Source organism: Pedobacter sp. CG_S7, from assembly GCF_040544395.1.
Classification (GTDB): Bacteria; Bacteroidota; Bacteroidia; order Sphingobacteriales; family Sphingobacteriaceae; genus Pedobacter.
The window spans coordinates 14,206-37,879 of record NZ_JBEONS010000009.1 but is presented as its reverse complement, the minus strand read 5'-3'; the positions used below and the strand labels follow the sequence as shown (position 1 = coordinate 37,879).

21 protein-coding genes are annotated in these 23,674 nt (G+C 36.9%); 9 read left to right on the top strand and 12 right to left on the bottom strand.

The window, feature by feature from the left end; translation table 11 throughout:
* Window positions 1-35 precede the first annotated feature (35 nt).
* Window positions 36-461: a GNAT family N-acetyltransferase gene (locus AAKU52_RS07185; protein ID WP_354331748.1), complete on the top strand. Its 426-nt coding sequence runs from the start codon at window positions 36-38 to the stop codon at window positions 459-461.
* Between the two features lie 6 nt (window positions 462-467).
* On the opposite strand, the gene AAKU52_RS07180 is transcribed toward AAKU52_RS07185, so the two are convergent.
* The 7 genes from AAKU52_RS07180 to AAKU52_RS07150 all read right to left on the bottom strand — a co-directional run bounded on the left by AAKU52_RS07180 (window position 468) and on the right by AAKU52_RS07150 (window position 7,547).
* Window positions 468-1,322 carry a hydroxymethylglutaryl-CoA lyase gene (locus AAKU52_RS07180; protein ID WP_354331746.1) on the bottom strand — a complete coding sequence of 285 codons (855 nt, stop codon included), beginning with the start codon at window positions 1,320-1,322 and terminating at the stop codon, window positions 468-470.
* A gap of 400 nt (window positions 1,323-1,722) precedes the next feature.
* Window positions 1,723-4,662, bottom strand: a complete 2,940-nt coding sequence (gene secDF / locus AAKU52_RS07175; RefSeq protein ID WP_354331744.1) for a protein translocase subunit SecDF — start codon at window positions 4,660-4,662, stop codon at window positions 1,723-1,725.
* Between the two features lie 113 nt (window positions 4,663-4,775).
* Window positions 4,776-5,261: a dihydrofolate reductase gene (locus AAKU52_RS07170; RefSeq protein WP_354331742.1), complete on the bottom strand. Its 486-nt coding sequence runs from the start codon at window positions 5,259-5,261 to the stop codon at window positions 4,776-4,778.
* Entirely contained in the window at window positions 5,258-6,052 is a 795-nt protein-coding gene (locus AAKU52_RS07165) for a thymidylate synthase (protein WP_354331740.1), read from the bottom strand. The genes AAKU52_RS07170 and AAKU52_RS07165 overlap by 4 nt, the downstream gene beginning before the upstream one ends.
* Window positions 6,053-6,246: 194 nt before the next feature.
* A complete protein-coding gene (locus AAKU52_RS07160; RefSeq protein WP_354331890.1) occupies window positions 6,247-6,678 on the bottom strand; it encodes a DUF4276 family protein in 432 nt (143 codons plus the stop codon).
* 24 nt (window positions 6,679-6,702) lie between these two features.
* Entirely contained in the window at window positions 6,703-6,975 is a 273-nt protein-coding gene (locus AAKU52_RS07155; RefSeq protein WP_354331739.1) for a hypothetical protein, read from the bottom strand.
* A 374-nt stretch (window positions 6,976-7,349) separates the two neighbouring features.
* Window positions 7,350-7,547 carry an AAA family ATPase gene (locus AAKU52_RS07150; RefSeq protein ID WP_354331737.1) on the bottom strand — a complete coding sequence of 66 codons (198 nt, stop codon included), beginning with the start codon at window positions 7,545-7,547 and terminating at the stop codon, window positions 7,350-7,352.
* A 290-nt stretch (window positions 7,548-7,837) separates the two neighbouring features.
* Here AAKU52_RS07150 and rhaT point away from each other — a divergent pair, with 290 nt between their 5' ends.
* The 6 genes from rhaT (at window position 7,838) to AAKU52_RS07120 (ending at window position 15,046) form a co-directional block, all read left to right on the top strand.
* Window positions 7,838-8,920 (top strand): L-rhamnose/proton symporter RhaT, encoded by a 1,083-nt coding sequence (rhaT, locus tag AAKU52_RS07145; protein ID WP_354331735.1) that lies wholly within the window; start codon window positions 7,838-7,840, stop codon window positions 8,918-8,920.
* 18 nt (window positions 8,921-8,938) lie between these two features.
* On the top strand, window positions 8,939-11,059 hold the full coding sequence (locus tag AAKU52_RS07140) for a bifunctional aldolase/short-chain dehydrogenase (protein ID WP_354331733.1): 2,121 nt from the start codon (window positions 8,939-8,941) through the stop codon (window positions 11,057-11,059).
* Between the two features lie 12 nt (window positions 11,060-11,071).
* Window positions 11,072-12,346: a sugar isomerase gene (locus tag AAKU52_RS07135; RefSeq protein WP_354331731.1), complete on the top strand. Its 1,275-nt coding sequence runs from the start codon at window positions 11,072-11,074 to the stop codon at window positions 12,344-12,346.
* Between the two features lies 1 nt (window position 12,347).
* On the top strand, window positions 12,348-13,706 hold the full coding sequence (locus AAKU52_RS07130) for an FGGY-family carbohydrate kinase (protein ID WP_354331729.1): 1,359 nt from the start codon (window positions 12,348-12,350) through the stop codon (window positions 13,704-13,706).
* 85 nt (window positions 13,707-13,791) lie between these two features.
* Window positions 13,792-14,595 (top strand): 4-(cytidine 5'-diphospho)-2-C-methyl-D-erythritol kinase, encoded by an 804-nt coding sequence (gene ispE / locus AAKU52_RS07125; protein ID WP_354331727.1) that lies wholly within the window; start codon window positions 13,792-13,794, stop codon window positions 14,593-14,595.
* Window positions 14,596-14,602: 7 nt separating this feature from the next.
* Window positions 14,603-15,046, top strand: a complete 444-nt coding sequence (locus tag AAKU52_RS07120; RefSeq protein ID WP_354331725.1) for an OsmC family protein — start codon at window positions 14,603-14,605, stop codon at window positions 15,044-15,046.
* On the opposite strand, the gene AAKU52_RS07115 is transcribed toward AAKU52_RS07120, so the two are convergent.
* The 5 genes from AAKU52_RS07115 to tgt form a co-directional block, all read right to left on the bottom strand.
* Window positions 15,039-15,320 (bottom strand): hypothetical protein, encoded by a 282-nt coding sequence (locus AAKU52_RS07115; RefSeq protein WP_354331723.1) that lies wholly within the window; start codon window positions 15,318-15,320, stop codon window positions 15,039-15,041. The two genes, AAKU52_RS07120 and AAKU52_RS07115, sit on opposite strands and share 8 nt — an antisense overlap.
* 2 nt (window positions 15,321-15,322) lie before the next feature.
* The gene (locus AAKU52_RS07110) at window positions 15,323-18,103 is read right to left on the bottom strand and encodes a TolB family protein (protein WP_354331719.1); all 2,781 of its coding nucleotides are present in this window, start codon (window positions 18,101-18,103) and stop codon (window positions 15,323-15,325) included.
* A 540-nt stretch (window positions 18,104-18,643) separates the two neighbouring features.
* Window positions 18,644-19,537: a DMT family transporter gene (locus AAKU52_RS07105; RefSeq protein ID WP_354331717.1), complete on the bottom strand. Its 894-nt coding sequence runs from the start codon at window positions 19,535-19,537 to the stop codon at window positions 18,644-18,646.
* Between the two features lies 1 nt (window position 19,538).
* Window positions 19,539-20,642 carry an LptF/LptG family permease gene (locus AAKU52_RS07100; RefSeq protein WP_354331716.1) on the bottom strand — a complete coding sequence of 368 codons (1,104 nt, stop codon included), beginning with the start codon at window positions 20,640-20,642 and terminating at the stop codon, window positions 19,539-19,541.
* Window positions 20,643-21,773: a tRNA guanosine(34) transglycosylase Tgt gene (tgt, locus tag AAKU52_RS07095; RefSeq protein ID WP_354331714.1), complete on the bottom strand. Its 1,131-nt coding sequence runs from the start codon at window positions 21,771-21,773 to the stop codon at window positions 20,643-20,645. It lies immediately after the preceding gene.
* A 111-nt stretch (window positions 21,774-21,884) separates the two neighbouring features.
* Between tgt and AAKU52_RS07090 the strand changes: the two genes are divergently transcribed.
* Window positions 21,885-23,030, top strand: coding sequence for a glycosyltransferase (locus AAKU52_RS07090; protein ID WP_354331712.1), 1,146 nt, complete (start codon window positions 21,885-21,887; stop codon window positions 23,028-23,030).
* Window positions 23,021-23,653, top strand: a complete 633-nt coding sequence (gene rsmG, locus AAKU52_RS07085) for a 16S rRNA (guanine(527)-N(7))-methyltransferase RsmG (RefSeq protein ID WP_354331710.1) — start codon at window positions 23,021-23,023, stop codon at window positions 23,651-23,653. Before AAKU52_RS07090 ends, rsmG begins: the two co-directional genes overlap by 10 nt.
* The last annotated feature ends 21 nt before the right edge of the window (window positions 23,654-23,674 follow it).

Sequence of the window (23,674 nt, the reverse complement as noted above, 5' to 3'; positions counted from 1 at the left end):
ACAAGTTATGCTTGTGGCGTTTTTTTATGCGAAAAATGATGGATGCTTTAGAAGTTAAAAAAGTGAGCAATGCGGATGAATTGGAAAAGGTGTTTGCCATTCGTAAAATTGTTTTTGTAGAAGAGCAAAATTGTCCGCCAGAATTGGAATGGGAAAATGAAGACGTTTCCATTCATTTCCTGGCCCTGCTCAATAATGAACCCTGTGGCGCTTGTCGTTGGAGAAAAACTGATGCAGGTTATAAATTAGAAAGGTTTGCTGTATTAAAGAATTATAGGGGCAAGGGTATAGGTATGGCGTTAGTGGCAACAGTTTTGGAAGATTTGCCTAGTGATGCTACTTACATTTATTTGAACGCACAAATTGATGCGATGGCGTTGTATGGTAAGTTTGGTTTCCAGGCTGAAGGCCCTCAATTTGAAGAAGCTGGAATACAGCATTTCAAAATGGTTAAAGCATAAAATGGGTTAATTAAATACTTCGGCGGACAAAGCCATTGCTTCCTGCCATTTTTCCATATTTAAGCCAAGATCGATGTTTTGTTCCTCAAAGTAAGCGATGAGGTCTTCTGTGGCCATATTTCCCGTTAGCTCATCACTTGCCATCGGGCAGCCTCCGAAACCTTTTAAAGCGCTGTCAAAGCGCATACAGCCACTCTGGTAGGCTGCATCAATTTTTTCTTTTCTCGTTGCAGGCGTACTGTGTAAATGAACTCCAATTTCCACTTCCGGAAAACGGCTAATTAACCCTGGTAATATTTCTTTGATCTTTTTTGGCGTAGAAACACCAGTTGTATCTGCCAGTGCTAGTATTTTAACGCCTTTGCTAACCAGTTGTTCGGCATAGGCGGTTACAATATCGCTGTTCCAGGCATCCCCATAAGGATTTCCAAAACCCATAGATAGATAAACGACTGCAGTTTTGCCATTTTGGTCGCATTTTTCAAGGAGTTGTGTTATGGTGTTCAAAGATTCAGTAATTGAAGAATTGGTGTTTCGCTGTTGGAAGGTCTCTGAGATCGAAAAAGGAAAACCAAGGTAAGTAATCTCCGGATGAAGTATAGCTTCTTCTACGCCTCTTAAATTAGCGACAATGGCCAGTAATTTGGTGTCGCTGCTGATGTCTAGTAAAGATAGCACATCTCTGGTGTCTTTAAGCTGTGGAATGGCTTTTGCAGAAACAAAACTACCAAAGTCGATGGTGTCAAAACCTACTTGCAGCAGCAGGTTAATGTATTCCGCTTTTAACCGGGTGTCAATAAACCCATGCAAACCCTGCATAGCATCCCTTGGGCATTCAATAATTTTTATCTTTTTTTCCATTTAGATTCCTTCTTTGTAAAGATAAACCTTCTGCTCTAAATATAGGCTATCGCTATAATAATAGAACCACTAAGACAGCCTTGTCTGCTTAGTGGTCAATAATATAACTTTACTTTATCCCCGGTAGGTCCTTTATAGGTCATTTAGACCTAGCAACGACCTACCAACGACCTACCAAGGATCTACCAAAGTCCTGGCAATTTTAACCAGTTCTATACTGATAGGAGTGCACTTTCAAATAATAAATTACGGAATAAGCGTTACCATTATTGAAGATGAATTAAGCTAACTCTCCAAAACCCAAAGCATTTTAACTTTAAAAAATAGGGCACAAAAAAAGAGACTGCTCATTTTTTCAATGATGCAGTCTCTGCTAAGGTTTTAAACCAGATGTAGTTTTTTATTTGCTTTTACCTAAATCTACTACGATAGGTGTAGAGATACAAAGTGACGAATATGTACCGATAACACGGCCAATCAATAAGGCAAATATAAATCCTCTGATACTGTCTCCTCCGAAGATAAATATGACCAATAACACGAAGAATACCGTTAAAGAAGTTAGAATGGTACGACTTAATGTACTGTTCAACGCGAAGTTAATAACAGTATTACGTTCTTCTCCATGGATGTCTGGTTTATTTGTTTCAGCAAGCTTTTCACGGATACGGTCAAACACAACTACTGTTTCCGTCATGGTGTAAGACATTACCGTTAAAATTGCAGCGATAAAGTCTTGTCCAATTTCTAAAGAGAAAGGAAGTACGCCATCTAAAATAGTGTAGAAAGACAATACCAACAGCACATCATGGAACAAGGCAATAACAGCACCTAAACCATAGTTAAGTTTCTTAAATCGGATAATGATGTAAGTAAACATCGCCAAACACGAGAATAAAATAGCCCCATAAGCACTGTAAACTAAGTCGCTCGCAATAATAGGACCTACCTTTTGGTTACTTTCTATCGTGTACTTAATTCCTGTTGTAGCTAAACCACCTTTTAAAGCATCCTCTACCAATTTATCTGACTGTGCATTTTGGTCAGTGATATGGTAAGTAGTTGTGATTTTTAATTCTGTATCGTTACCTGCAGTTTTAACCTCAGGAGTTTCATTGTCAAAAAATGGCGTTAATTTAGATTTTACATCTTCAGTATCCATTGATTTATCAAAGTGAACGATATAAGTTCTACCTCCTTTAAAATCGATACCAAGTTTTAAACCGTCATTTTTAAAGTAGAAAATAATACCTAATAGAATGATAATGGTAGATATGGAATAGTAAACTTTTCTATGGCCAACAAAGTCAAATGCAATGTTTTTGAAGGCGTGCAAAGTGTATTTATTTCCGAAAGTTATTTTTTTGTTTTTCTCCAATAAATATTCAAATACTATACGGGAGATCAATACTGCACAGAATAACGAAGAAATAATACCGATACATAAGGTAGTTGCAAAACCTTGAACTGGTCCGCTACCGAAAACGTAAAGGATAATCCCTAAAATAAGGATAGTAACGTTTGAGTCAATGATAGAAGGCATAGCATGTTTGAAACCTTCTTTGATAGCTAAAGCATTGCTTTTACCAAGCAACAACTCTTCTCTCACCCTTTCAAAAATCAGGATGTTTGCATCAACCGATAAACCGATTACTAAAATGATACCTGCGATACCCGGCAAAGTTAAAACTGCACCAAGGGATACCAGGATACCCATAATAAAGAAGAGGTTGATCACTAAGGCTAAATTTGCAATCCATCCTGCTTTGTTGTAATACAAAGCCATGAAAATCAGGATCACCACGAAGGCTAAAACGAAAGATAATAAACCATTATCAATAGCAGCCTGACCTAGTGTAGGTCCAACCACATACTCACCAACAATTCTTGCTGGTGCAGGAAGTTTACCTGCTTTTAAGATGTTAGCTAAATCTTGTGTGTCATTTACCGTAAAGCTACCTGAAATCGAAGAAATACCGTTAGGGATTTCATTTTGAACGGTAGGCGCAGAGTAAACGGTATTGTCTAATACAATAGCGATTGCTTTTTTGTTATTTGGATCTGAAGACGCTTCTGCAGTAACTTTTTTCCACTTAGCAGCACCTTCACCTGTCATGTACATGGTAACTTCAGGTCTGCCTTTTTGATCGTAATCAGCACGGGCATCACTGATGGCTTCACCACCTAAATCTGGTTTTCCGTCTGCTGAAGTAACTTTTATAGCATAAAGTTCAAATACTTTGGCACCTTCTATTGGTTTAACACCCCACATGAACTTAAATGTAGGAGGGATAATTGAAGCAATTTCAGGTCTTGCAAAGTAAGCGTTTACTTTAGCGGTATCTTTTTGTGCTACCCAACCAATAACTGGTCCGGGGCGCAAAGCTGACTGTCCGTTTTCACCTTGATAAGTAGGGATACTTAAAACAGAAAATAAAGGGTTTGTCTTAGACATCTCCTGGTTTTTAATTTCCAGAGAATCTTTGCCCGCAGGTTGTTTTGACAAACCGGCTAACTTACTTTCTTTTTTTACAGCAGTATCTGCTACAGCAGTAGTTGGTGAGTTGTCTTTTAATGTAGCAGCAAGTGTGTTGTTGATGTTTTCCATCACAGAATAAACTTCTTCATTCTGGTAAACTTGCCAGAACTGCAATTCTGCAGAACCTTGTAATAGTTTATGGATTCTGTCTTTATCCTGTACCCCAGGCATCTCAATCATGATACGGTTAGTACCTTCTTGTTTTTGCATGTTTGGGCTCACCACACCAAAACCGTCAATACGACTTCTGATAATGATAAAGGACCGATCAATAGCACTGTTGGCTTCTTTAGATAAATATTTTTTTACATCAGAATTGGTTGCACCAACTTTAAGGTCTTTTGCATTATCCTGATTAGCAAAGTAGTCTGCTAATTTGCTATTAGGACTAAGTTTCTCATACTCATTAATGAACAAATCAATGAAATCTTTGCCGCCGGCATTTAATCTCGTTTGTGCGTTGGAAAGTGCTTTATTAAAATTAGCATCAGCAGGGTTATTCGCTAAAGATTTTACAAGTTCACCTAACGATATTTCCATCGTTACGTTCATGCCACCTTTAAGGTCTAAACCAAGATTGATTTCCTTCGATTTGCAGAATTGATAATTAAAGCCAAAGATCGGATAAACCGGTACAGTTGCCATAGAATCCAAATAAGCCTTTTCTTTTAAAGGGTCTCCTTTGGCATACGCTTTAGCGTTTTTTTCTACGTTCGATGTAACCAGGTTAAACGATAGAGAATACACACAGACAATACCTAATAGTATTGCCAAAAATTTAATAAAACCTTTACCTTGCATTTGTTCGTAATTATTTGTCTATATGGTATATATTTTTTTCAACAAGTCGGCAAATCTAATTATTTTTTTAATTAATAGGCTCCCTTATTAAAGTTTTTATCACAGTTGATACACTAATTGCTTGTCAGTGTTGAAAAACTGTATGAAAGTGCGTTTTTCTCGTCTGGGAGGTGATGCTCCAATTCAGATTCCAACCAGCAGTTTTTATCAATTTCTGGGAAAAATGTATCTGCCTCGTAACTTTCATTAATTCGGGTGAGGTAAATTTTATTGGCCAGTTTTATGGACTGGTTAAAAATTTCTGCACCTCCAATAATGAATACTTCATTTTCTTCCTTGCTGCTGTTCAATGCTTCTTTTAAACTGTGCATTACTTCTACACCAGTTAATTTCAAATGTGTATTTCTAGTGATGACTATATTTCTACGGTTCGGCAAAGCTTTGCCAACAGACTCGTAGGTTTTACGTCCCATAATAATGGTGTGACCAGAAGTAATATCTTTAAAATGCTTAAGGTCGGCGGGCAGGTGCCACAGCAATTGGTTGTCTTTTCCTATAGCATTATTGGTGCTCATGGCAACTACCAGGGATACGATCATACGGCAACTGCTCCTTTAATATGTGGATGAGGGTCATAGTTTTCTAAGCTGAAATCATCAATAGTGAAATTGAAGATGTCTTTCACGTCTGGGTTTATCTTCATTAATGGTAAGTTTTTTGGCATTCTGCTTAATTGCAGTTTCGCCTGGTCTAAATGGTTGTTGTATAAGTGTGCGTCACCAAGGGTATGAATAAAATCGCCATATTCCAAATCGCATACCTGGGCCACCATCATGGTAAGTAAAGCGTAGGAAGCAATATTAAAAGGAACGCCGAGAAAAATATCGGCACTTCTTTGGTATAACTGGCAGCTAAGTTTGCCATCGGCCACATAAAATTGGAAGAAAGCGTGACAAGGTGGAAGGGCCATTTGATCAATTTCGGCAACATTCCATGCCGAGACAATGATTCGGCGGGAATCGGGATTATTTTTAATTGTGGCAATAACTTTAGCAATCTGATCAATATGGCCGCCATCAGGTGTTGGCCATGATCGCCATTGGGAACCGTAAACAGGACCAAGTTCGCCATTTTCATCTGCCCATTCATCCCATATCTTAACCTTGTTGTCTCTGAGGTACTTAATGTTAGTGTCGCCGCTTAAAAACCAGATCAATTCATGGATAATGGACTTTAAATGAAGTTTCTTTGTGGTTATTAGTGGAAAGCCCTCCTGTAAATTGAACCTCATCTGGTGTCCAAAAATGCTTACCGTACCTGTGCCTGTTCGATCATGCTTTTGAGCACCCTTGTCTAAAACAAGCTGTATTAAATCTAAGTATTCCTTCATTGCCCTTTAAAAGTGTTCTTTTATAAGTATACAAAATTAAACATTAATGTGCGATAAAAAATTAAGGTAATTGTTTTTGTTTAGTTTTATACTGTTTTTGAGCGGTTTAGTTTTTAAATTGTAGGTTGATATGAAAATCAAGCGATGAGAAAAATCATAGCTTTTCATAAGTTAAAAAGTTGATATGGTGCTTATTAAGCTTTAAGCATGTTTTCTATTTTGTAAATCCAATTAGCGAATCGGAGACATTTTTTTAAAATGATTTCTATTCCTAATTCAGCGAGGATAAGTTCCCCATTGGCAACTTTGTCATAACTGAATATGTCCTCTAATCTTTTTGACGGTGCGCCTTGAGGTGATGAATTAATATCTTCTGGGTTTGGATATTTTTCAATAATTTCTTTGATTCTAAGTAATTGTTTCTGATCGTCCACAACAAATTCTAGGCCTTTAATGTCTGAAAATATTAATGCCTCCATTTCGTGTTTTTGAATATATGGCAATATCAACTCATTTTCGCCAAGATTGTGGTAAACAGCTTGTTCAATGTTTTCTATTTCATTAACATTTGAAGCGTAGCCCGGGAAGAGAGTTGGCAATCTAAAAAAATCTAGAAACGTAGTGATTATAACATTTACTTGTGCTAAAACTCATTCCACATCGTTTTTAAGGTATTCATAATTAACATTACCACCTTTTTTGTGAAGTTTACGATTAGTAATAATTTTTTGAGCAGTCATAACGTTTTTGAACCCTTTTCGATAAAGGGATGCATTAAAATAGGAATCCGAAGCTCCAACTTCTTTCCATTCCAACTGTATCTGGTTAGGGTTTAATCTATTCGGGGATAGTTCAAATTTTTCAAAAAAAGGAGCTATAGATTGAACAGTTCGTTCCAGTCTATTGAAGTGCTTAGGTTGCATTTCTTTTAAATAAAATAAGAATGCTGCAATGTTTGAACGTCTCTCTTTAAATACTTATTATCATTTATATTACAGTTTCCTTTCATTGAGGATTCATCACCAGTATCATGGAAATGATAAACCTCAAATTCTTTTAATAGACTGTTAACCCAATATGCCTGCCCCGAATTGATATCTTTAAAACTTGACTCTGCTTTAGTACTCTCAATTTGTTGGAAATGCCACTTATTGCTGAAAAATCCGGTTTTTAAAGATTTAATGTAAAGTCTATCTTGTGATTACCTCAATGAAACGATAAATCTGTTAGTATCTTGTGTTGCAGTTCCAAAATAGAATTCTATATGAATCTCTTTTGAGTGTTTTTTGCCGAAATATTAAAAACTATCCGCTCCACCTTTTTTGATAACATAGTCTTGTAAGGTGCGCTCATATAGATTTCTTATAAGAGAAAATACAGAAATTAAATTACTCTTTCCTACGCCGTTGCCCCCGATGATAATATTTATTGGAGCAAGATGAACATCTTGCGCTTTAATAGACTTGTAACCCTGTATTACTATTTTTGTTATCATTAACCCTCCTGATTTCTGCCCTATATTCAAAAATCAAACTAATATCGGCAGTTTAATTTAAATTTCTATCTAATTCACTAATTAAACAACAATGAGTTTTTTGTAATCACGATTAGCTTCATCACATTTGGGAAACAAATTGGTTGCCAATGACAACCAATATTCATTTTTGATGGAAGTGTAACCATAAAAAATGGAATGAATAAGGACAGTTCATGACAGTTAATAATATTATTGATATTATTTTTAGCCAATTAGTATAAAGTAACCAAATCTAGCTGTACTTATATATGATTATTTTTTTAGGTGTACTATTTCATTTCATCGGGGGCTTTGCTTCTGGTAGTTTTTATATTCCTTATAAACAAGTTAAGGGCTGGTCGTGGGAAAGCTTTTGGATAGTAGGTGGTCTTTGTTCCTGGCTAATTGTGCCACCTATTGCAGCCTGGTTAACAATCCCAGATTTTGTAGAAATTATTCGGCAGACCAATGGGCAAACTTTATTTATAACTTATGTTTTTGGCTTGCTGTGGGGTATTGGAGGTTTAACTTATGGCCTTGGTGTAAGGTACCTTGGGGTATCTCTAGGTAGTTCAATTATTTTAGGCCTATGCTCTGTTTTTGGCGCAATTATACCTTCTATCTACTATCAATTTTACCCTAAAGCAGGAAAAGATAGCATTGCCATGCTTTTTAATTCCAGTTGGGGTCAGCTAGTATTAATCGGCTTGGTGGTTTGTATTATAGGTATTATTTTTTGTGGTAGGGCCGGGGTAATAAAAGAGCGCGATTTTGCCAAAGATAAAAGTATGGCTGTTAATAATAAAGATTATCGCTTTGGTCTGGGTTTATTTGTTGCCATTGTATCTGGTATTTTGAGTGCATGTTTTGCTTTTGCTATTGATGCGGGTAAAGATATGGCCGAAGAGGCTAATCAATTATGGAAGGCTACACATGCCGGACAAGGCGAGTTTTTATTTCAAAATAATGTTACTTATATCGTAGTGCTTTGGGGCGGACTGACAACCAATTTTATTTGGTGTATGGTTCTTAATGCACGCAATAAAACTTTTGGTGATTATGTGAACAAGAAGACGCCGTTGCTCGCCAATTATCTTTTTTCTGCACTAGCAGGAATAACCTGGTTTCTTCAGTTTTTCTTTTACGGAATGGGGGAGAGTAAGTTAGGTAATGGCGCAAGTTCGTGGATCTTACACATGGCCTTTATCATTTTAATCGCTAATGTATGGGGCCTGGTATTGAACGAATGGAAGGGCGTTAGCCGAAAAGGTTACACCTGGCTCATCCTTGGAATCATTACCATTATCCTTTCTGTGCTCCTAGTGGGTTTCGGAAACTCAATTAAATTGTAAAAATTCAAATTTTAATATATGTCTGTTAATAAAATAAATTTTAAGCATGTAAGTTATCTTTGGGATGACGCCCAAGCTGCTGAGCTTGCCGGAGATGAAGTCGCTTTACTCATTTACCGTTCTAATTTATTAGGAGCGGATTTGCGCCTCACCAATTATGGAGGCGGAAATACATCATGCAAAGCCATAACCAAAGATCCTTTGACGGGGCTGGATGTAGAAGTAATGTGGATTAAGGGTTCTGGAGGTGATATTGGAACTTTAAAGAAGAGTGGATTGGCTGCTTTGTATGTGGAGCGTTTAAGGAGTTTAAAAAATGTGTATCGCGGTATTGCGTTTGAAGATGAAATGGTAGAGCTTTTTAACTACTGTATTTTTGATTTAGCTTCTAAAGCTCCTTCCATTGATACGCCTCTGCATGGTTTTTTACCCTTTAAACATATCGACCACCTACATCCTGATGCTGCAATTGCCATTGCAGCAGCTAAAGATGGTGAAAAAATTACTCAAGAACTATTTGAGGGTACGATTGGTTGGGTAGATTGGCAGAGACCAGGTTTTGACCTTGGCTTACAGCTGCAGGAATGTTTAGCGAAAAATCCTGGAATAAGGGGTATCATGCTAGGTTCACATGGTTTATTTACTTGGGGTGATACGGCTTATGAAAGCTATATCAACACTCTTGAAGTAATAGAACGATGTGCCGCCTATTTAGAAGATAACTATGGTAAAAAGGGTCCTGTTTTTGGCGGACAAAAATTGCAAAGTCTGGATCAATCTGAACGTTTAAAACAAGCTGCTTTACTGGCGCCTGTATTGCGTGGTTTTTGTTCTTCAAAAAATCGCATGATCGGTCATTTCACAGATGATAGCCGTGTATTGGAATATATTAATTCCAATGATTTGGAGCGACTGGCACCAATGGGGACCAGTTGTCCGGATCACTTTTTACGCACTAAAATCAGTCCTTTAGTATTAGAATTGGAAGCTTCAGCAGATTTAAGTGATGTAGCTGCCTTGAAAGAGAAACTTAGTCCTGCATTTGAGGAATACCGTAAAATGTATGAAGTTTATTACAACACTTGTAAGCACGCTAATAGCCCAGCTATACGTGATGCTAATCCTGTTGTTATACTGTATCCGGGCATAGGGATGTTTACTTTTGCAAAAGACAAACAAACCGCGCGTGTAGCTGCAGAGTTTTATACCAATGCCATTAATGTAATGAAGGGTGCTGAAGCGATAGCTGAATATACTTCTTTGCCACGTCAGGAAGCTTTTGATATTGAATATTGGTTACTGGAAGAAGCAAAATTACAAAGGATGCCTCAACCAAAGGTGTTATCTGGTCGCATAGCGTTAATTACAGGCAGTGCCGGAGGTATTGGTAAAGCTATAGCAAAAAGGTTTATAAGGGAAGGAGCTGTTGTTGTTTTGAATGACATGAATGCGGAGCGTTTGGCAATTGCCAGTGCAGAATTTGAAAAAGAATTCGGTAAAGACAGCCATATTTCAGCACTGCTGGATGTAACAAATAATGAAAATATTAAGGATGCATTTGATAAAGCCGCACTTGCTTTTGGCGGGGTTGATATTATTATCAATAATGCTGGTCTGTCTATTTCAAAAACTATTGCTGAACATCAGGAAAAGGATTGGGATTTATTATATGATGTGTTGGTAAAGGGACAGTTTTTTGTTACTCAAGCCGCCGTTCAGGTGATGAAAAAACAGGATATTGGTGGGGACATTGTAAATATAGTTAGTAAAAATGCTTTAGTAAGCGGGCCAAATAATGCAGGATATGGAAGTGCAAAAGCTGCTCAGTTACATTTGAGTCGTTTAAATGCCGCTGAATTGGGTGCTGATAGGATCAGGGTAAATGTAGTAAACCCAGACGCAGTAATTAGTGATAGTAATATTTGGGCTGGAGGCTGGGCTGAGGGTCGCGCAAAAGCTTATGGGATTACCATTGCAGAATTGCCTTCTTATTATGCAAAACGTACGTTGCTCAATGAAATGATTTTACCTGATGATATTGCGAATGCTTGTTTGGTCTTTGTTGGTGGGTTATTAGGTAAGTCTACAGGGAATGTTTTAAATGTTGATGGTGGTGTAGCCACTGCTTTTGTGAGGTAAATTATAAAAATTATGCAGTTAGAAAAACAATTGATAGGAAATTTGAATGAAAGCAGCCTTGTAGCTCATAGCCGTAAATTTGAATTTGTTGCTGAAGATATTGCCGATATAGATAGCATTATGCAAAAACTGATCGCTTTCCAAATCGCCATTCCTAGCTGGGCTTTGGGAACGGGTGGAACGAGATTTGGAAGGTTTTCTGGTGGTGGTGAACCACGTAGTCTGGAAGAGAAAATTCAAGATGTAGGATTGATACATGCCTTAAATCAATCCAGCAATGCTATTTCTCTTCATATTCCATGGGATATCCCTGAAAATGCTGCCGCAATCAATGCTTTGGCAGCGCAGTATGGCTTACATTTTGATGCCATGAATTCCAATACGTTTCAAGATCAGCCTCAACAGGAATTAAGTTATAAATATGGTTCTTTACAACATGTTGATAAAGCAGTTCGTAAACAGGCTATCGAACATAATATTGAAGTAATTAAATATGGTGTGGCCCTTGGGTCTAAAGCTTTATCTATTTGGTTGGCTGATGGATCTAATTTCCCCGGACAATTGAATTTTCGCGGTGCCTTTCAAAGAACCCACGAAAGTTTAATGGAAATTTATGAGGCCTTACCTGAAGATTGGAAAGTGTATATAGAATACAAACCTTTTGAGCCTAATTTTTATTCTACTACTATCGGCGATTGGGGGCAATCTTATTTGTTAAGCAGTAAACTTGGACCTAAAGCAAAAACATTGGTTGATCTTGGTCACCATTTGCCAAATACTAATATTGAGCAGATTGTTTCTTTGTTATTAATGGAAGATAAGCTTGCAGGATTTCATTTTAATGATTCTAAATATGGTGATGATGACTTAACAGTTGGAAGTGTCAATCCTTATCAGCTTTTCCTTATTTTTAATGAATTGGTGGAAGGGATGGATCAAAAAGGTTTGAATCATGCTACAGATTTAGGGTGGATGATTGACGCCTCACATAATGTAAAAGATCCAATTGAAGATTTATTGCAGTCTGTGGAAGCAATTAAAATTGCTTACGCCCAGGCACTTTTAATTGATAGAAATGCCTTGGTTGAAGCCCAACAGAATAACGACGTGTCACTCACACAAGAAATATTACAACAAGCGTATCGTAAAGACGTGCGCCCTTTACTTGCTGAGTCTAGACGGAGAGCTGGTGCCGCTTTAAATCCTTTAGCAGCTTATCGTCAGCTTGAAGCTAGAAAGAAATTAATACAAATCAGGGGAATGAATACTTTGTCAACAGGATTGTAACATGAACTTAAAACCGGTAATTGCCATTTTTGATGTAGGTAAAACGAATAAAAAGCTTTTTTTATTTGATGAACAATATAAACTTGTTTATGAAAAATCTGCGCGATTTACTGAAATTTTTGATGAAGATGGGGAAATCTGTGAAAACCTGGAAAGCTTGCGCCGTTCTGTCTATGATTCGTTAAGGGAGTTGATTAACCTTAATAAGTTTGATGTCAGGGCAGTTAATTTCGCTACATACGGTGCAAGTTTTGTTTACATCAACGCAAAGGGCAAACCCTTAACTCCTTTATATAATTATTTGAAGGTGTATCCAGAAAAACTTCATCAATCTTTTTACGAAAAATATGATGGGGAAGAAGCTTTTTCTTTGACTACAGCATCGCCCATTTTGGGGAGCCTGAATTCTGGCTTGCAGTTGTACCGCTTAAAATATGAACAGCCGGAAATTTATGCTCAGACAAAGTTTGCGCTACATTTACCTCAATATATAAGTTATTTATTTACTCATCAGGCTTATGCTGACAAGACGAGTATCGGTTGTCATACTAGTTTATGGGATTTCGAAAAACAGGCTTATCATTACTGGGTAAAGGAAGAAAATTTAACTGCAAAACTGGCTCCAATAATTTCTAGTGAGGAAGTGATTACAACACGTTTTAATGGGGTGACTTTTAAAGTAGGTACTGGTTTACACGACAGCTCCGCTGCATTAATTCCCTACCTGATTAGTTTTAATGAGCCTTTTGTGTTACTATCAACAGGAACCTGGTGCATTAGTTTTAATCCTTTTAACCACTTGCCCTTAACTATTGAAGAATTAAAAGCGGATTGCCTAAACTATTTACAATACAAAGGGATGCCGGTAAAAGCATCAAGGTTATTTGCAGGATATGAACATGAACAGCAAGTTAAACGAATTTCATTGCATTTTAGCCATGATTCTTTAAAATTTCGGACTATGGAGTTTGATCCTCAAGTTGTTCGCCAGCTGGAAATAGAGGTTGACCAGTCTGTAAATTTTGGCGAACGAGATTTATCTGTTTTTTCAAATGGCCAAATGGCCTATCATCAATTGATGATCGATATAATCAAACAACAAAAAGTGGCTACTAAACTAGTGTTGGATGGAACAAACGTTAATAGGATTTTTGTGGATGGGGGTTTTAGTAAGAATTCCATTTTTATGCATTTATTAGCGGCAGCATTTCCAGGTTTAGAAGTGTTTGCTGCTTCAATGGCTCAGGCTACAGCTGTAGGTACTGCATTAGCCATCCATCAAAGTTGGAATAGCAAGCCTTTTCCGAATGATCTTATTGAATTGAAATATTATTCCGTAAAGGGGAGTCCAAATGTATAAAAATATGCTATTGTAAAAAATCATCATACCGCTAAAACTGTTTCATTTTTGTAGGTTTGTGAAAACATAGCCATATCACTTTATCATGCTCGCATTTGCTAATGCTAAAATTAATATTGGATTAAACATCACCGAAAAACGCGCTGATGGATATCATAATCTTGAAACGGTCTTTTACCCTATTAAATTATATGATGTTATTGAAATTACAGATGCATCGTATACACATTGTATTTTAAAAGGCATTGCTGTGCCTGGAAATCCAAAGGATAATTTATGCCTGAAAGCCTTTTCGCTTCTGACTGAAGATTTTGACCTCCCGGCACAGCAAATTTGCTTATTGAAAAACATTCCAATCGGTGCTGGTTTAGGTGGAGGTTCCTCAGACGCCGCTTTCTTACTTAAGCTGGTAAATGATAAATTTAAACTTAATTTATCTGCTGTTGAGTTAAAGTCTTACGCTAGTCAACTTGGTGCCGATTGTCCTTTTTTTATAGATAATAAACCCGTATTTGCCACAGGCATCGGTGATATTATGGAGCCATTACCGCTTGATTTATCGCCTTATTATTTGGTTCTTGTAAAACCCGATAGCCATATTTCTACGGCAAATGCCTATTCGGGTATTAAACCCAAAAAGCCTTTCACTTCTTTAAAAGATTTGGTACATTTGCCAATAACTAGCTGGAAACAAGAGATAAAGAATGATTTTGAAGGTGTGAGCGCTGCTGAGTATTCCGAAATCAAAGAAATTAAAGCAGCACTTTATCATTCGGGAGCAATTTTTGCGCTGATGACCGGGAGTGGATCTGCGGTTTATGCTGTTTTTAAGAAAAAAACGAATTTGCCACAGTTAGAAAAAAAATATAAAGTTATTTACAACGTTTAGTTTTAATATGGAAATCAATTTAATACGCAAAAATAATAAATTCAATTTTGAAGCTTCAAATATAACTGGTCAAACTGTAGAATTGGATGCAAAACCTGAGATAGGTGGGGAAGGTCAGGGATTCAGACCAATGGAAATGTTACTAGTGGGTTTAGGTGGTTGTAGTGGTATTGATATGGTTAATGTGCTGACGAAACAGAAAGAGCCTTTAATTGATATTAAAATCAAAATTAATGCTAATAGAAAAACAGAAGATACGCCTCCAATTTTTGATGTTATCAACATTCATTTTGATCTTTTCGGTGACCTGAATGTTCAAAAGGTAGAACGTGCACTTGCCTTAACATTTGAAAAATATTGTTCTGTATCAAATATCCTCGAGCGTTCTGCAACAATAAACTTTAGTTTTGCCATACATGAGCCTGCTCTTGTTGAAAAAGAAATTAACTAATATAATCGCGATCTTCTTCGCTTAATTTATTCCTGTGTTCAGCGTTTACGTTGTTTTCATCAAAATTAGTATCGTAGGTGCTGATCACAGTTTTAGGCTTCGCAGCCCAATAACCTAATATAAATCCAATCAGGGTAAAAACGCCGACTACAATTAACTTAGAGATATCCTTTTTAAGGAAGATAAAATTAAATTCCACGGCATTGGTATTCATCATTAAGAATACCGTAAGGATTACTGTAAAAAGGATGATAAAAATGGTTTTGGTGCGCATAACTAAAAGCTGTAATTAAAAATTAATTCTAATATAGGATTTTGGTTGTAAACTTTGTTTACAAATACTACTCTTGCCCCCAAATCTATTACGGGTTCATAGCGCAACATATTCATGTTGCTCCTTAACTCGAAGCCATAAGTTTTAGGTTGTGCAAAATTTGTTTCCCGGCCGAAGTTCTCATAATGGCAGAACAAAGTAGCTCTTACATTTCTTATATAAGCAATTGGACCAATTTCTGCATCAGGGAAAGCGATTGGGAACCTATAGTTAAATAACAAAGAATTGCTCAATTTAGTTTTCGCTAAAATGTTATTGTAACCATAAACTTTGTTTATCTCTATGGCATATCTCCTGATTCCACTTGCCTTTTGATAATTGAAATTTACCAGGAAAGAATGGTTTTTCATCAAGCCTGGGATGTAAAAGAAATTTTCAATAGAAAACAATGTTCCGTTAAGGTTGGTGTCAAATGGCTGGTGTAAATATTTAATGCGCACACTTTGCGACCAACGTGGTGCGATATCGCGTTCCGCCTGTCTTTTTCCATGATTAAAGGTAAAACGATAATCCATTGGGAAATTTAAGGAAGTGATGAAGTTGTTGGGTAAATTTTCTGGTAGGTAGCGTTTCGTTAAGCTTGTGCCAATGTTAAAACCAAAATTGTAATATTCATTCAGCGCATTAAGGTTAACTGGAATTAGCGCATTTAATTTGATATAGTTTTCGCGCCAATCGCCTTGTTTCGTGATTTTATTTTGAGTGTAAAATGTTCTTACTGGTCTGTTCTCGTAATTCACACTAAAAATAGGGTAAAAACTTTTTAAGCTCATTCCGGCATTGTATTCAAAACGACCAAGATCCCGATGGTAATTTACACCAGTAAAAAGATCAAAAGTATTAAGCAGGTTGTTAGAACGCAATTGTAATCCCCCAACATAATCGTTTTCAATTACCGGAGTCAAGCTATGAAAGTTAAACAGGTGCCCTAACTTTTTATAAGGACTGGAAGTAAAGGAGCTGTCCGGTATTTTCAAAAAGACGTTTCCTGTGTTTTCCTGTTCTACGGCAGCTGCACCGAAAAATACAAAATTGTTTTCTTTCAGCTTTTTAGGTTTAAATGTCGTCCTGGAAATTTGATAGCCTACAGTGGTGTAGTTGTTGAAAAGAATTTCTGTAACGTTTTTGGTGAATGAAGGGTTAAAAGCACCGAATTTTGCTTCGCTTAGTGCGCTTAACTCTCTTCGTGTCGTGTCAACATGGTAAATATTGTCAAGTCCGCTGTAATGTGCGTTAAAGGCGATTCCTGTAGATGTGAATTGTGGTCTGTTGATTTGTTGGTTTGTTTCAGCTAAAATTTTAGTTGGCTTTGTATTTTTCCGTGTCATCCAAAGCGCCTTTCCTTTTTCGCTGACACTGACATAAGTAATGAGTTCAGCATTTTCATCATAGGACGGACTTTGTAAAATCAGGTTTTCAGGGTTTGGGTAGCGGAAGGTTGTTGATCCTGAAGCCACATCCAGTTCTACAAGGCTAACCTTGTTGCTGAGGTCAATTTCTACTGCAATAACTTTTTTGCCATCTGGAGAAAGTGAGGGAGAGAATAACCTTGATCTGGATTGCAGCTTCCTGATTTTTTTTGTAACCCTGTCGTAAACACAAATTACACTGTAACTTCGCTGCCTAAATCTTGGGTCATATCTAATCTCGTCCCATACTAAAATCCCGTTGGCATAACTATACCAAGGTTGCTCTTGATAGCCAATTCCAAACCAGCGTGTTTCTTTCTTATTACTATCGATGGAAACAAAATGAGCCGTCTCTGCCTTGCTTTGTTTTAGTGTCAAAATGCTGCCGTCTTCTAACCTTTGTGGCAGAAAATAGTTAGTAGCATATCTGGGTTTTTTATTCAAAGACTCATAAGCGATGGAAGGGGTTTTCTGTGTCTGAACTTCCCATTGTTTTTTAAGGTCTTCCTGTGTGGCGTCGAACCATTCCTTTCCTGTTTTTCGGGTTAGCTTTTTTAAACTTCCAGCAAAGGGGTAAAGCCGGAATGGCCGTTTACTAATGTCGGTCAGCAAGCTGTCGAAAATATTCTTGCCAAAGTTTTTCCTGATGTTGGAAGTCATCAGGTAGCCAAGTTGATAATAGCCGGGTGTAACGTCTTTTTGTGATCCGAAATTTGCTTTGCTATAGGATAGTTTTTCTCCTTCGAGCAGCAGTGTACGGTAAGGCATAATCCATGATGGCTGGCGACCGCGACCTGCATTAGTGAGGGAGGTTTCGGTACTCACTGCATCGCCCTCAAAAAACCAAAGTGGAATACTTGCACCCATCCAGGCAAAATATATTTCCTCTGGAAAAGGGTAGGCTCTGCCATGGGTAAGCTTGTCAAATTGTGCGGCATGCCGGAGTTCATGAATAGCAAGGTTATTTAGCCAATCCTGGCTATCAAAAAACTGGGGCGGTGTAGTAAAGAATTCCGACTTTTTTGGTGCCAGCTGTACAAAGCCATTTGCAATGACACCGCGGTTCTGAAGCACAATAGGAAGTGTGGTTTTGTAAACACCTAAACTAGCGCCTTCAAGAGGAAAGATGTAGCCGATGGTATTTGCCATTCTTTGTGCTTCTTTTTCTATTTCTATAGGGTAAATAAGTTTGAATCCCTTGTGGTTAATTTGTCTCCATTTTACACTAAGGGGGTTCTGGTCACCACCAAATATTTGAGCAATTACAGTATGTGATATTAATGTTAATATAAGTAACGGTAAGTATCTGGTCATTAAATTTTTACAACATTTTATTTTGAACATATAGTTTGTTTGCTAAATAATTTAGTTTTTAAAAGTCATTTTTTTAATTTAAGTGTGTATTTAGAAATAATATAATATTTATAAATTATTGATTACTATATTTATATGATTTGATATTAAATATTGTAAATGCTTTTTTATATGGTATATCAATCCTTTTTAACTGTTTTTTTGTTGATTTTTTTATTCAGCAGGTAAATAACAATTTATTGTTTAATTTATACACTATTGTTGCCTATTTACACAAAATTGTTGTTAGTCAAATCTACAAAAATAGCCGAATTTTAAAACTTTTATTTACCTTAAATAAGTGGAGTAGGACAGTAATTAGATCACTGCATTTATAGGGTAGTATTGGGGTGGATATTAATTTGAATGCTGAATTATTAGGGAGAAAATTCAATGGAATCATCATTGAATTACAGCTTAAAACAGCCCTGAATTAAAGGCTGTTATTACTTGAAGGCCATTTAAAACAGCTGTGTTTATGGATGGCAGATAACGACGATTTTATAGCTTGCTTTGTCGCTTTTTATAAACGGGATAAAGGAATACAGCACTTAAAATTAATGCAGCGCCAATGTAAAAACCAAGGGTCATGGTCTCTTTATTTCCAAAGAATAGGAAGGCCAATAGGATGCCATATACCGGCTCGAGATTGGTGATTAAAGCTACCCGAAATGCTGACAATGTTCTCATTACTGATACCCCCGCAACATAGGCCAGGGCAGTGCAAATGGTGCCTAGAATGAGAAGATAAAACCAGTTATGTAACCCGATATTGAAAGTCTCCTGAAGTAAACTTCCATCGAATATCCGGTATAAAGATATCCAGAATAAGGCGCCAACCATCTCGTAAAACCCAATCATTTTGGCTTCACTTTGATGAATCAGCGTTGAATTAATAATAGAAAATATACTCGATGCAAGCGCTGCAGATAAACCAAATATGATGCCCAAGGTATACTGACTTTCAAATTTAAAGATCATATAAATTCCTAAAATGATCACTAATCCTATGAAAATATCACCTTTTTCGATAGCTTTCTTTTTGATTAATGGTTCTAGAATTGCCGTGAAAAGGGTGAAAGAAGAGAGGCATACCAGCCCTACGGATACTGTAGAAACCTTAATGGCATGAAAGAATAATACCCAGTGCAGGGCTACGATACTCCCTGTGAAAAAGAACTGCAAAAACTGCTTTTTAGTTATTTTCATACTCGTTTTACTGAGTAAAAAATAAAGGAATAATGTTGCTGCGGCGATCAAAACACGGTACCATACCATCTGCACGGCATCCATAGAAATCAATGCCCCCAATATTCCTGTAAAGCCCCAGATTAATATAGTTAAATGTAGGATGTAAAGGTTTTTATTTGAATTTACCACGGCAGTTTGACGCATTTTATTTTGGTGCTTTTCTTAATAAATAGAGGCCAAGAAGGCCGAAGAACAGGGTAGGTAATAGTACGGCTAGTAATGGTGGAATACCGCCTTTAATGGAAAACATTTTGGCAAAACGGTCTACTACGATATAAGCAAAGCTGATGAATATACCTATACCAAGGGATAGGCCTACACCTCCGCGTACTTTTCTCGATGATAGGGCCACGCCTATTAATGTTAAAACAAAGGCTGATAAAGGCTGTAAATAACGTTTATACTGTTCGAAGAGCAGGTCGTTCATAATTCCAGATCCCCGGATGGATTCTTTCCTGATTTTTTCAGATAAATCCCGGTTACTCAAGTTTTCGTAAATATTATCATACACAGAGAAATCATCAGGCCTCATATCTAAAATCGTATCCTTTTTAGTGCTAGCACCAGTAATAAAGGTCTCTTTAAGTCCGTCTATTTTTCTAATGGTATAATTGGTCAGCTGCCAGGAACGTTTTAAAGAATCCCATTTAATCTCATCAGCCACCAGCTTTTTTGTTAAAACATCCCCTTTAAAATTATCAAGAGTAAACCGGAAACCAGATTTTGTGCGGTTATCAAAGCTTTCAATATAGATGTACGTATTTTTATCGAGCTTCATGTGGATGTTTTGCTTGCTCTTTGAGTCAGATTTTTTCATGTATACGTTCTCAAAATTATTCTTGATTTGATTGGTATACGGTAGAATAAAAAGATTCGACAGCAAGTTAAAACTGAAAATAATAAAAGCAGAAAAGAAATAGGGGCGAAGAAAACGGTTAAAACTTACTCCGCCACTTAATATGGGTATAATTTCAGTTTGATCAGCCATTTTTGCGGTAAAAAAGATAACCGCTATAAAATTGATTAATGGCGATAACATGTTGACGTAGAAAGGGATGGATCCAGCGTAGTATAAGGTAAAAACCTGCCACATACTAAGGTCATTACCTAGAAAATCATCTAATTTCTCAGACAAATCAAAGATAATGATAATCACAACAAAAATAGTAAGGGTATAGATAAACGTACCTAAATACTTACTGATGATGTACCAATCAATTATTTTGAACCTGTTTCTGAAAAATTTCATTTATAATTTATTCCCTAATATAGTTACCATTTTGTTTTTCCAGGCATAAAACTCACCGCTAATAATCTTCTTGCGTGCTTCCTTCACCAACCATAAATAAAAGTGGAGGTTGTGTAAGGTTGCAATTTGTGCGCCTAATATCTCTTTAGAGTGCATGAGGTGTCTTAAATAAGCCTTAGAATAAACCTTGTCCGCAAAAAGATCGCTCTCAGCTTCCAGTGGTGAAAAATCATCAGCCCACTTTTTATTACCGATATTGATGATGCCATTTTTAGTGAAAAGCATTCCGTTTCTTGCATTTCTAGTAGGCATTACACAATCAAACATGTCCACACCCAAGGCAATATTTTCTAAAACATTTATCGGGGTTCCCACACCCATTAGATAACGCGGTTTTTCATAAGGTAATATATCGCAAACCACTTCAGTCATGGCATACATTTCATCTGCAGGTTCACCAACAGAAAGGCCACCTATGGCATTTCCCTCTCGATCCATGGATGCGATAAACTCAGCCGATTTCATTCTTAAGTCTTTATAAACTGACCCTTGAACAATAGGAAAAAGTGTTTGTTCGAAGCCATATTTTGGCTCTGTTGTATCAAAACGAGTACAACAGCGTTTCAACCAACGGTGCGTCATGTTAATTGAAGCAGCTGCATATTTATAATCGCAGGGATAAGGGGTGCATTCATCAAAAGCCATAATGATATCGGCTCCTATGGTACGCTGTATATCCATCGCATATTCAGGAGTAAACAAATGTTTAGATCCGTCAATATGAGACCTGAACGTAACGCCCTCTTCTTTAATTTTCCGGACTTTACTTAAAGAATAGACCTGGTAGCCACCACTATCAGTTAAAATTGGGCGGTCCCAGCCAATAAACTGATGTAAGCCACCAGCTCCTTCAATAACATCTAAACCCGGACGTAAATATAAATGGTAGGTATTACCTAAAATTATTTTTGCATCTATGTCGTTCTCCAACTCCCGTTGGTGAACCGCTTTAACCGTTCCCGCTGTGCCTACAGGCATAAAAATGGGCGTTTGTATATCTCCGTGTGCTGTTGTAATTGTGCCGGCTCTTGCTTTGGAATGTGTATCTTTCGCCTCTAGGGTAAATTTCATATATCTTGAATGCTCTTCACTAAAATCTGCCAAAAATAGGAAAAAACGGCCGATTAAACGTTTAATTATTTTACCAACATTATTGAATATTAAAGAAAATAAAACAGAAATTTGGCACTTTTTATAAATAACATCGTGGAATTAACGTTAATTGAATCCTGCCTGCTAGGCATATTAGTATTTTGTTTACTCGTACAACTGTATTTCAGCCTTTTTGTACATTTAAAATTAGTGCGGCTTAAAGTAGAGGAAATGCCTTTAAGTGCAGCAGAACCCTTAAGTGTAGTTATCTGCGCCAGAAATGAGGTTAATAACTTGCAACAAAACCTGACTGCCATTTTAGAACAAAATTATCCTGATTTTGAAGTAGTGGTGGTAAACGACAGGTCTTGGGATGGCACAAAAGAGCTGTTGCAGGAATTTGCAATGAAGTATAAAAAACTCAAAATTGTAACTGTTGGTGAAGGTGGAAAGTTTATTGCAGGAAAGAAATTTGCGGTAACAATGGGCATAAAGGCAGCCTCTAATAATTGGCTGGTCTTTACTGATGCAGATTGTTCTCCTGCCTCTCCAAACTGGTTGTTAGGCATGCAACCACCTGTAGCTGCCGAACAGGAAATTATTCTTGGTTATTCTCCATATACAAAAAAGCGTGGTTTGCTTAATGCCTTAATTAGGTATGAAACTTTTTTTACGGCTGTTAATTACCTGGCTTTTGCCTTAAAAGGAATGCCTTATATGGGGGTTGGTCGTAATATGGCTTATAAAAAAACACTTTTCTTTAAGAATAGAGGCTTTGCCAGTCACATGCATATCCCTTCAGGTGATGATGACTTATTTGTAAATGCAAATGCAAATAGTGGCAATACTTCTATCAGAATTAATCTTGAAACACAGGTTTGGACGGAACCTAAAACCAGTTTGAAAGCCTATCTTACACAGAAAAAAAGGCATTTTGGTGCCGGAAAGTTGTATAAAAGTAAGCACAAATTCATCCTCACTTCACAAATAATTATACAGTTTTTATTTTATGCTGCATTAATTGTCGCTGGTTTTTTCAAGGAATTATGGTTTCCTGCGATAGGTATATTTGTATTAAGCATCATTATCAGAAGCTTTATCTATCCCAAATTATTAAAACGATTAAATTATGGCTCTTTAGTATGGTGGTTTCCCATTCTGGATATACTTTTATTCATTTTTTTAGTGTTTAACGGCATTCTGTCTATATTTGTTAAAAAAGCGCAGTGGAAATAAAATCAACCCTCCTCCAAAAATACTTCAAAAGCCTTTCAGAAAAGCAAATAGCCCAATTTGATCAGCTGTTTAGTCTTTATAGTTTCTGGAACGCGCAAATTAATGTCATTTCCAGAAAAGATATTGAAGAATTATATGAACGTCATATTTTACATTCGCTAGGTATCGCAAAGTTTATCAGCTTTAAAAAAGGAGAGAAAGTATTGGATGTAGGTACGGGGGGTGGTTTTCCTGGAATTCCTTTAGCCATACTATTTCCAGAAACAGAGTTCCATTTGGTGGATTCTATTGGTAAAAAGATTAAGGTAGTTACAGAAGTGGCCAATGCTTTAGGCTTAACTAATGTAAAAGCAAGTCACTTGCGTGCAGAACAAGTTACCGATAAATATGATTTCGTGGTTTCCAGAGCCGTCACCCGTTTGATTGACTTTTATCCATGGGTTCAGGGAAAATTTAATAAAGATTCAAAAAATGCGATACCTAACGGTATCTTATATCTTAAAGGTGGAGAACTGGCGGAAGAGATTAAAGAGTCAAGGTTAAAAGCAGAACTTTATTCGCTTTCTGCATATTTTGAAGAAGCCTTCTTTGAGACTAAATATATCGTTTATATTCCTCAATAGGCAAAGGTATTTTGGATTTTG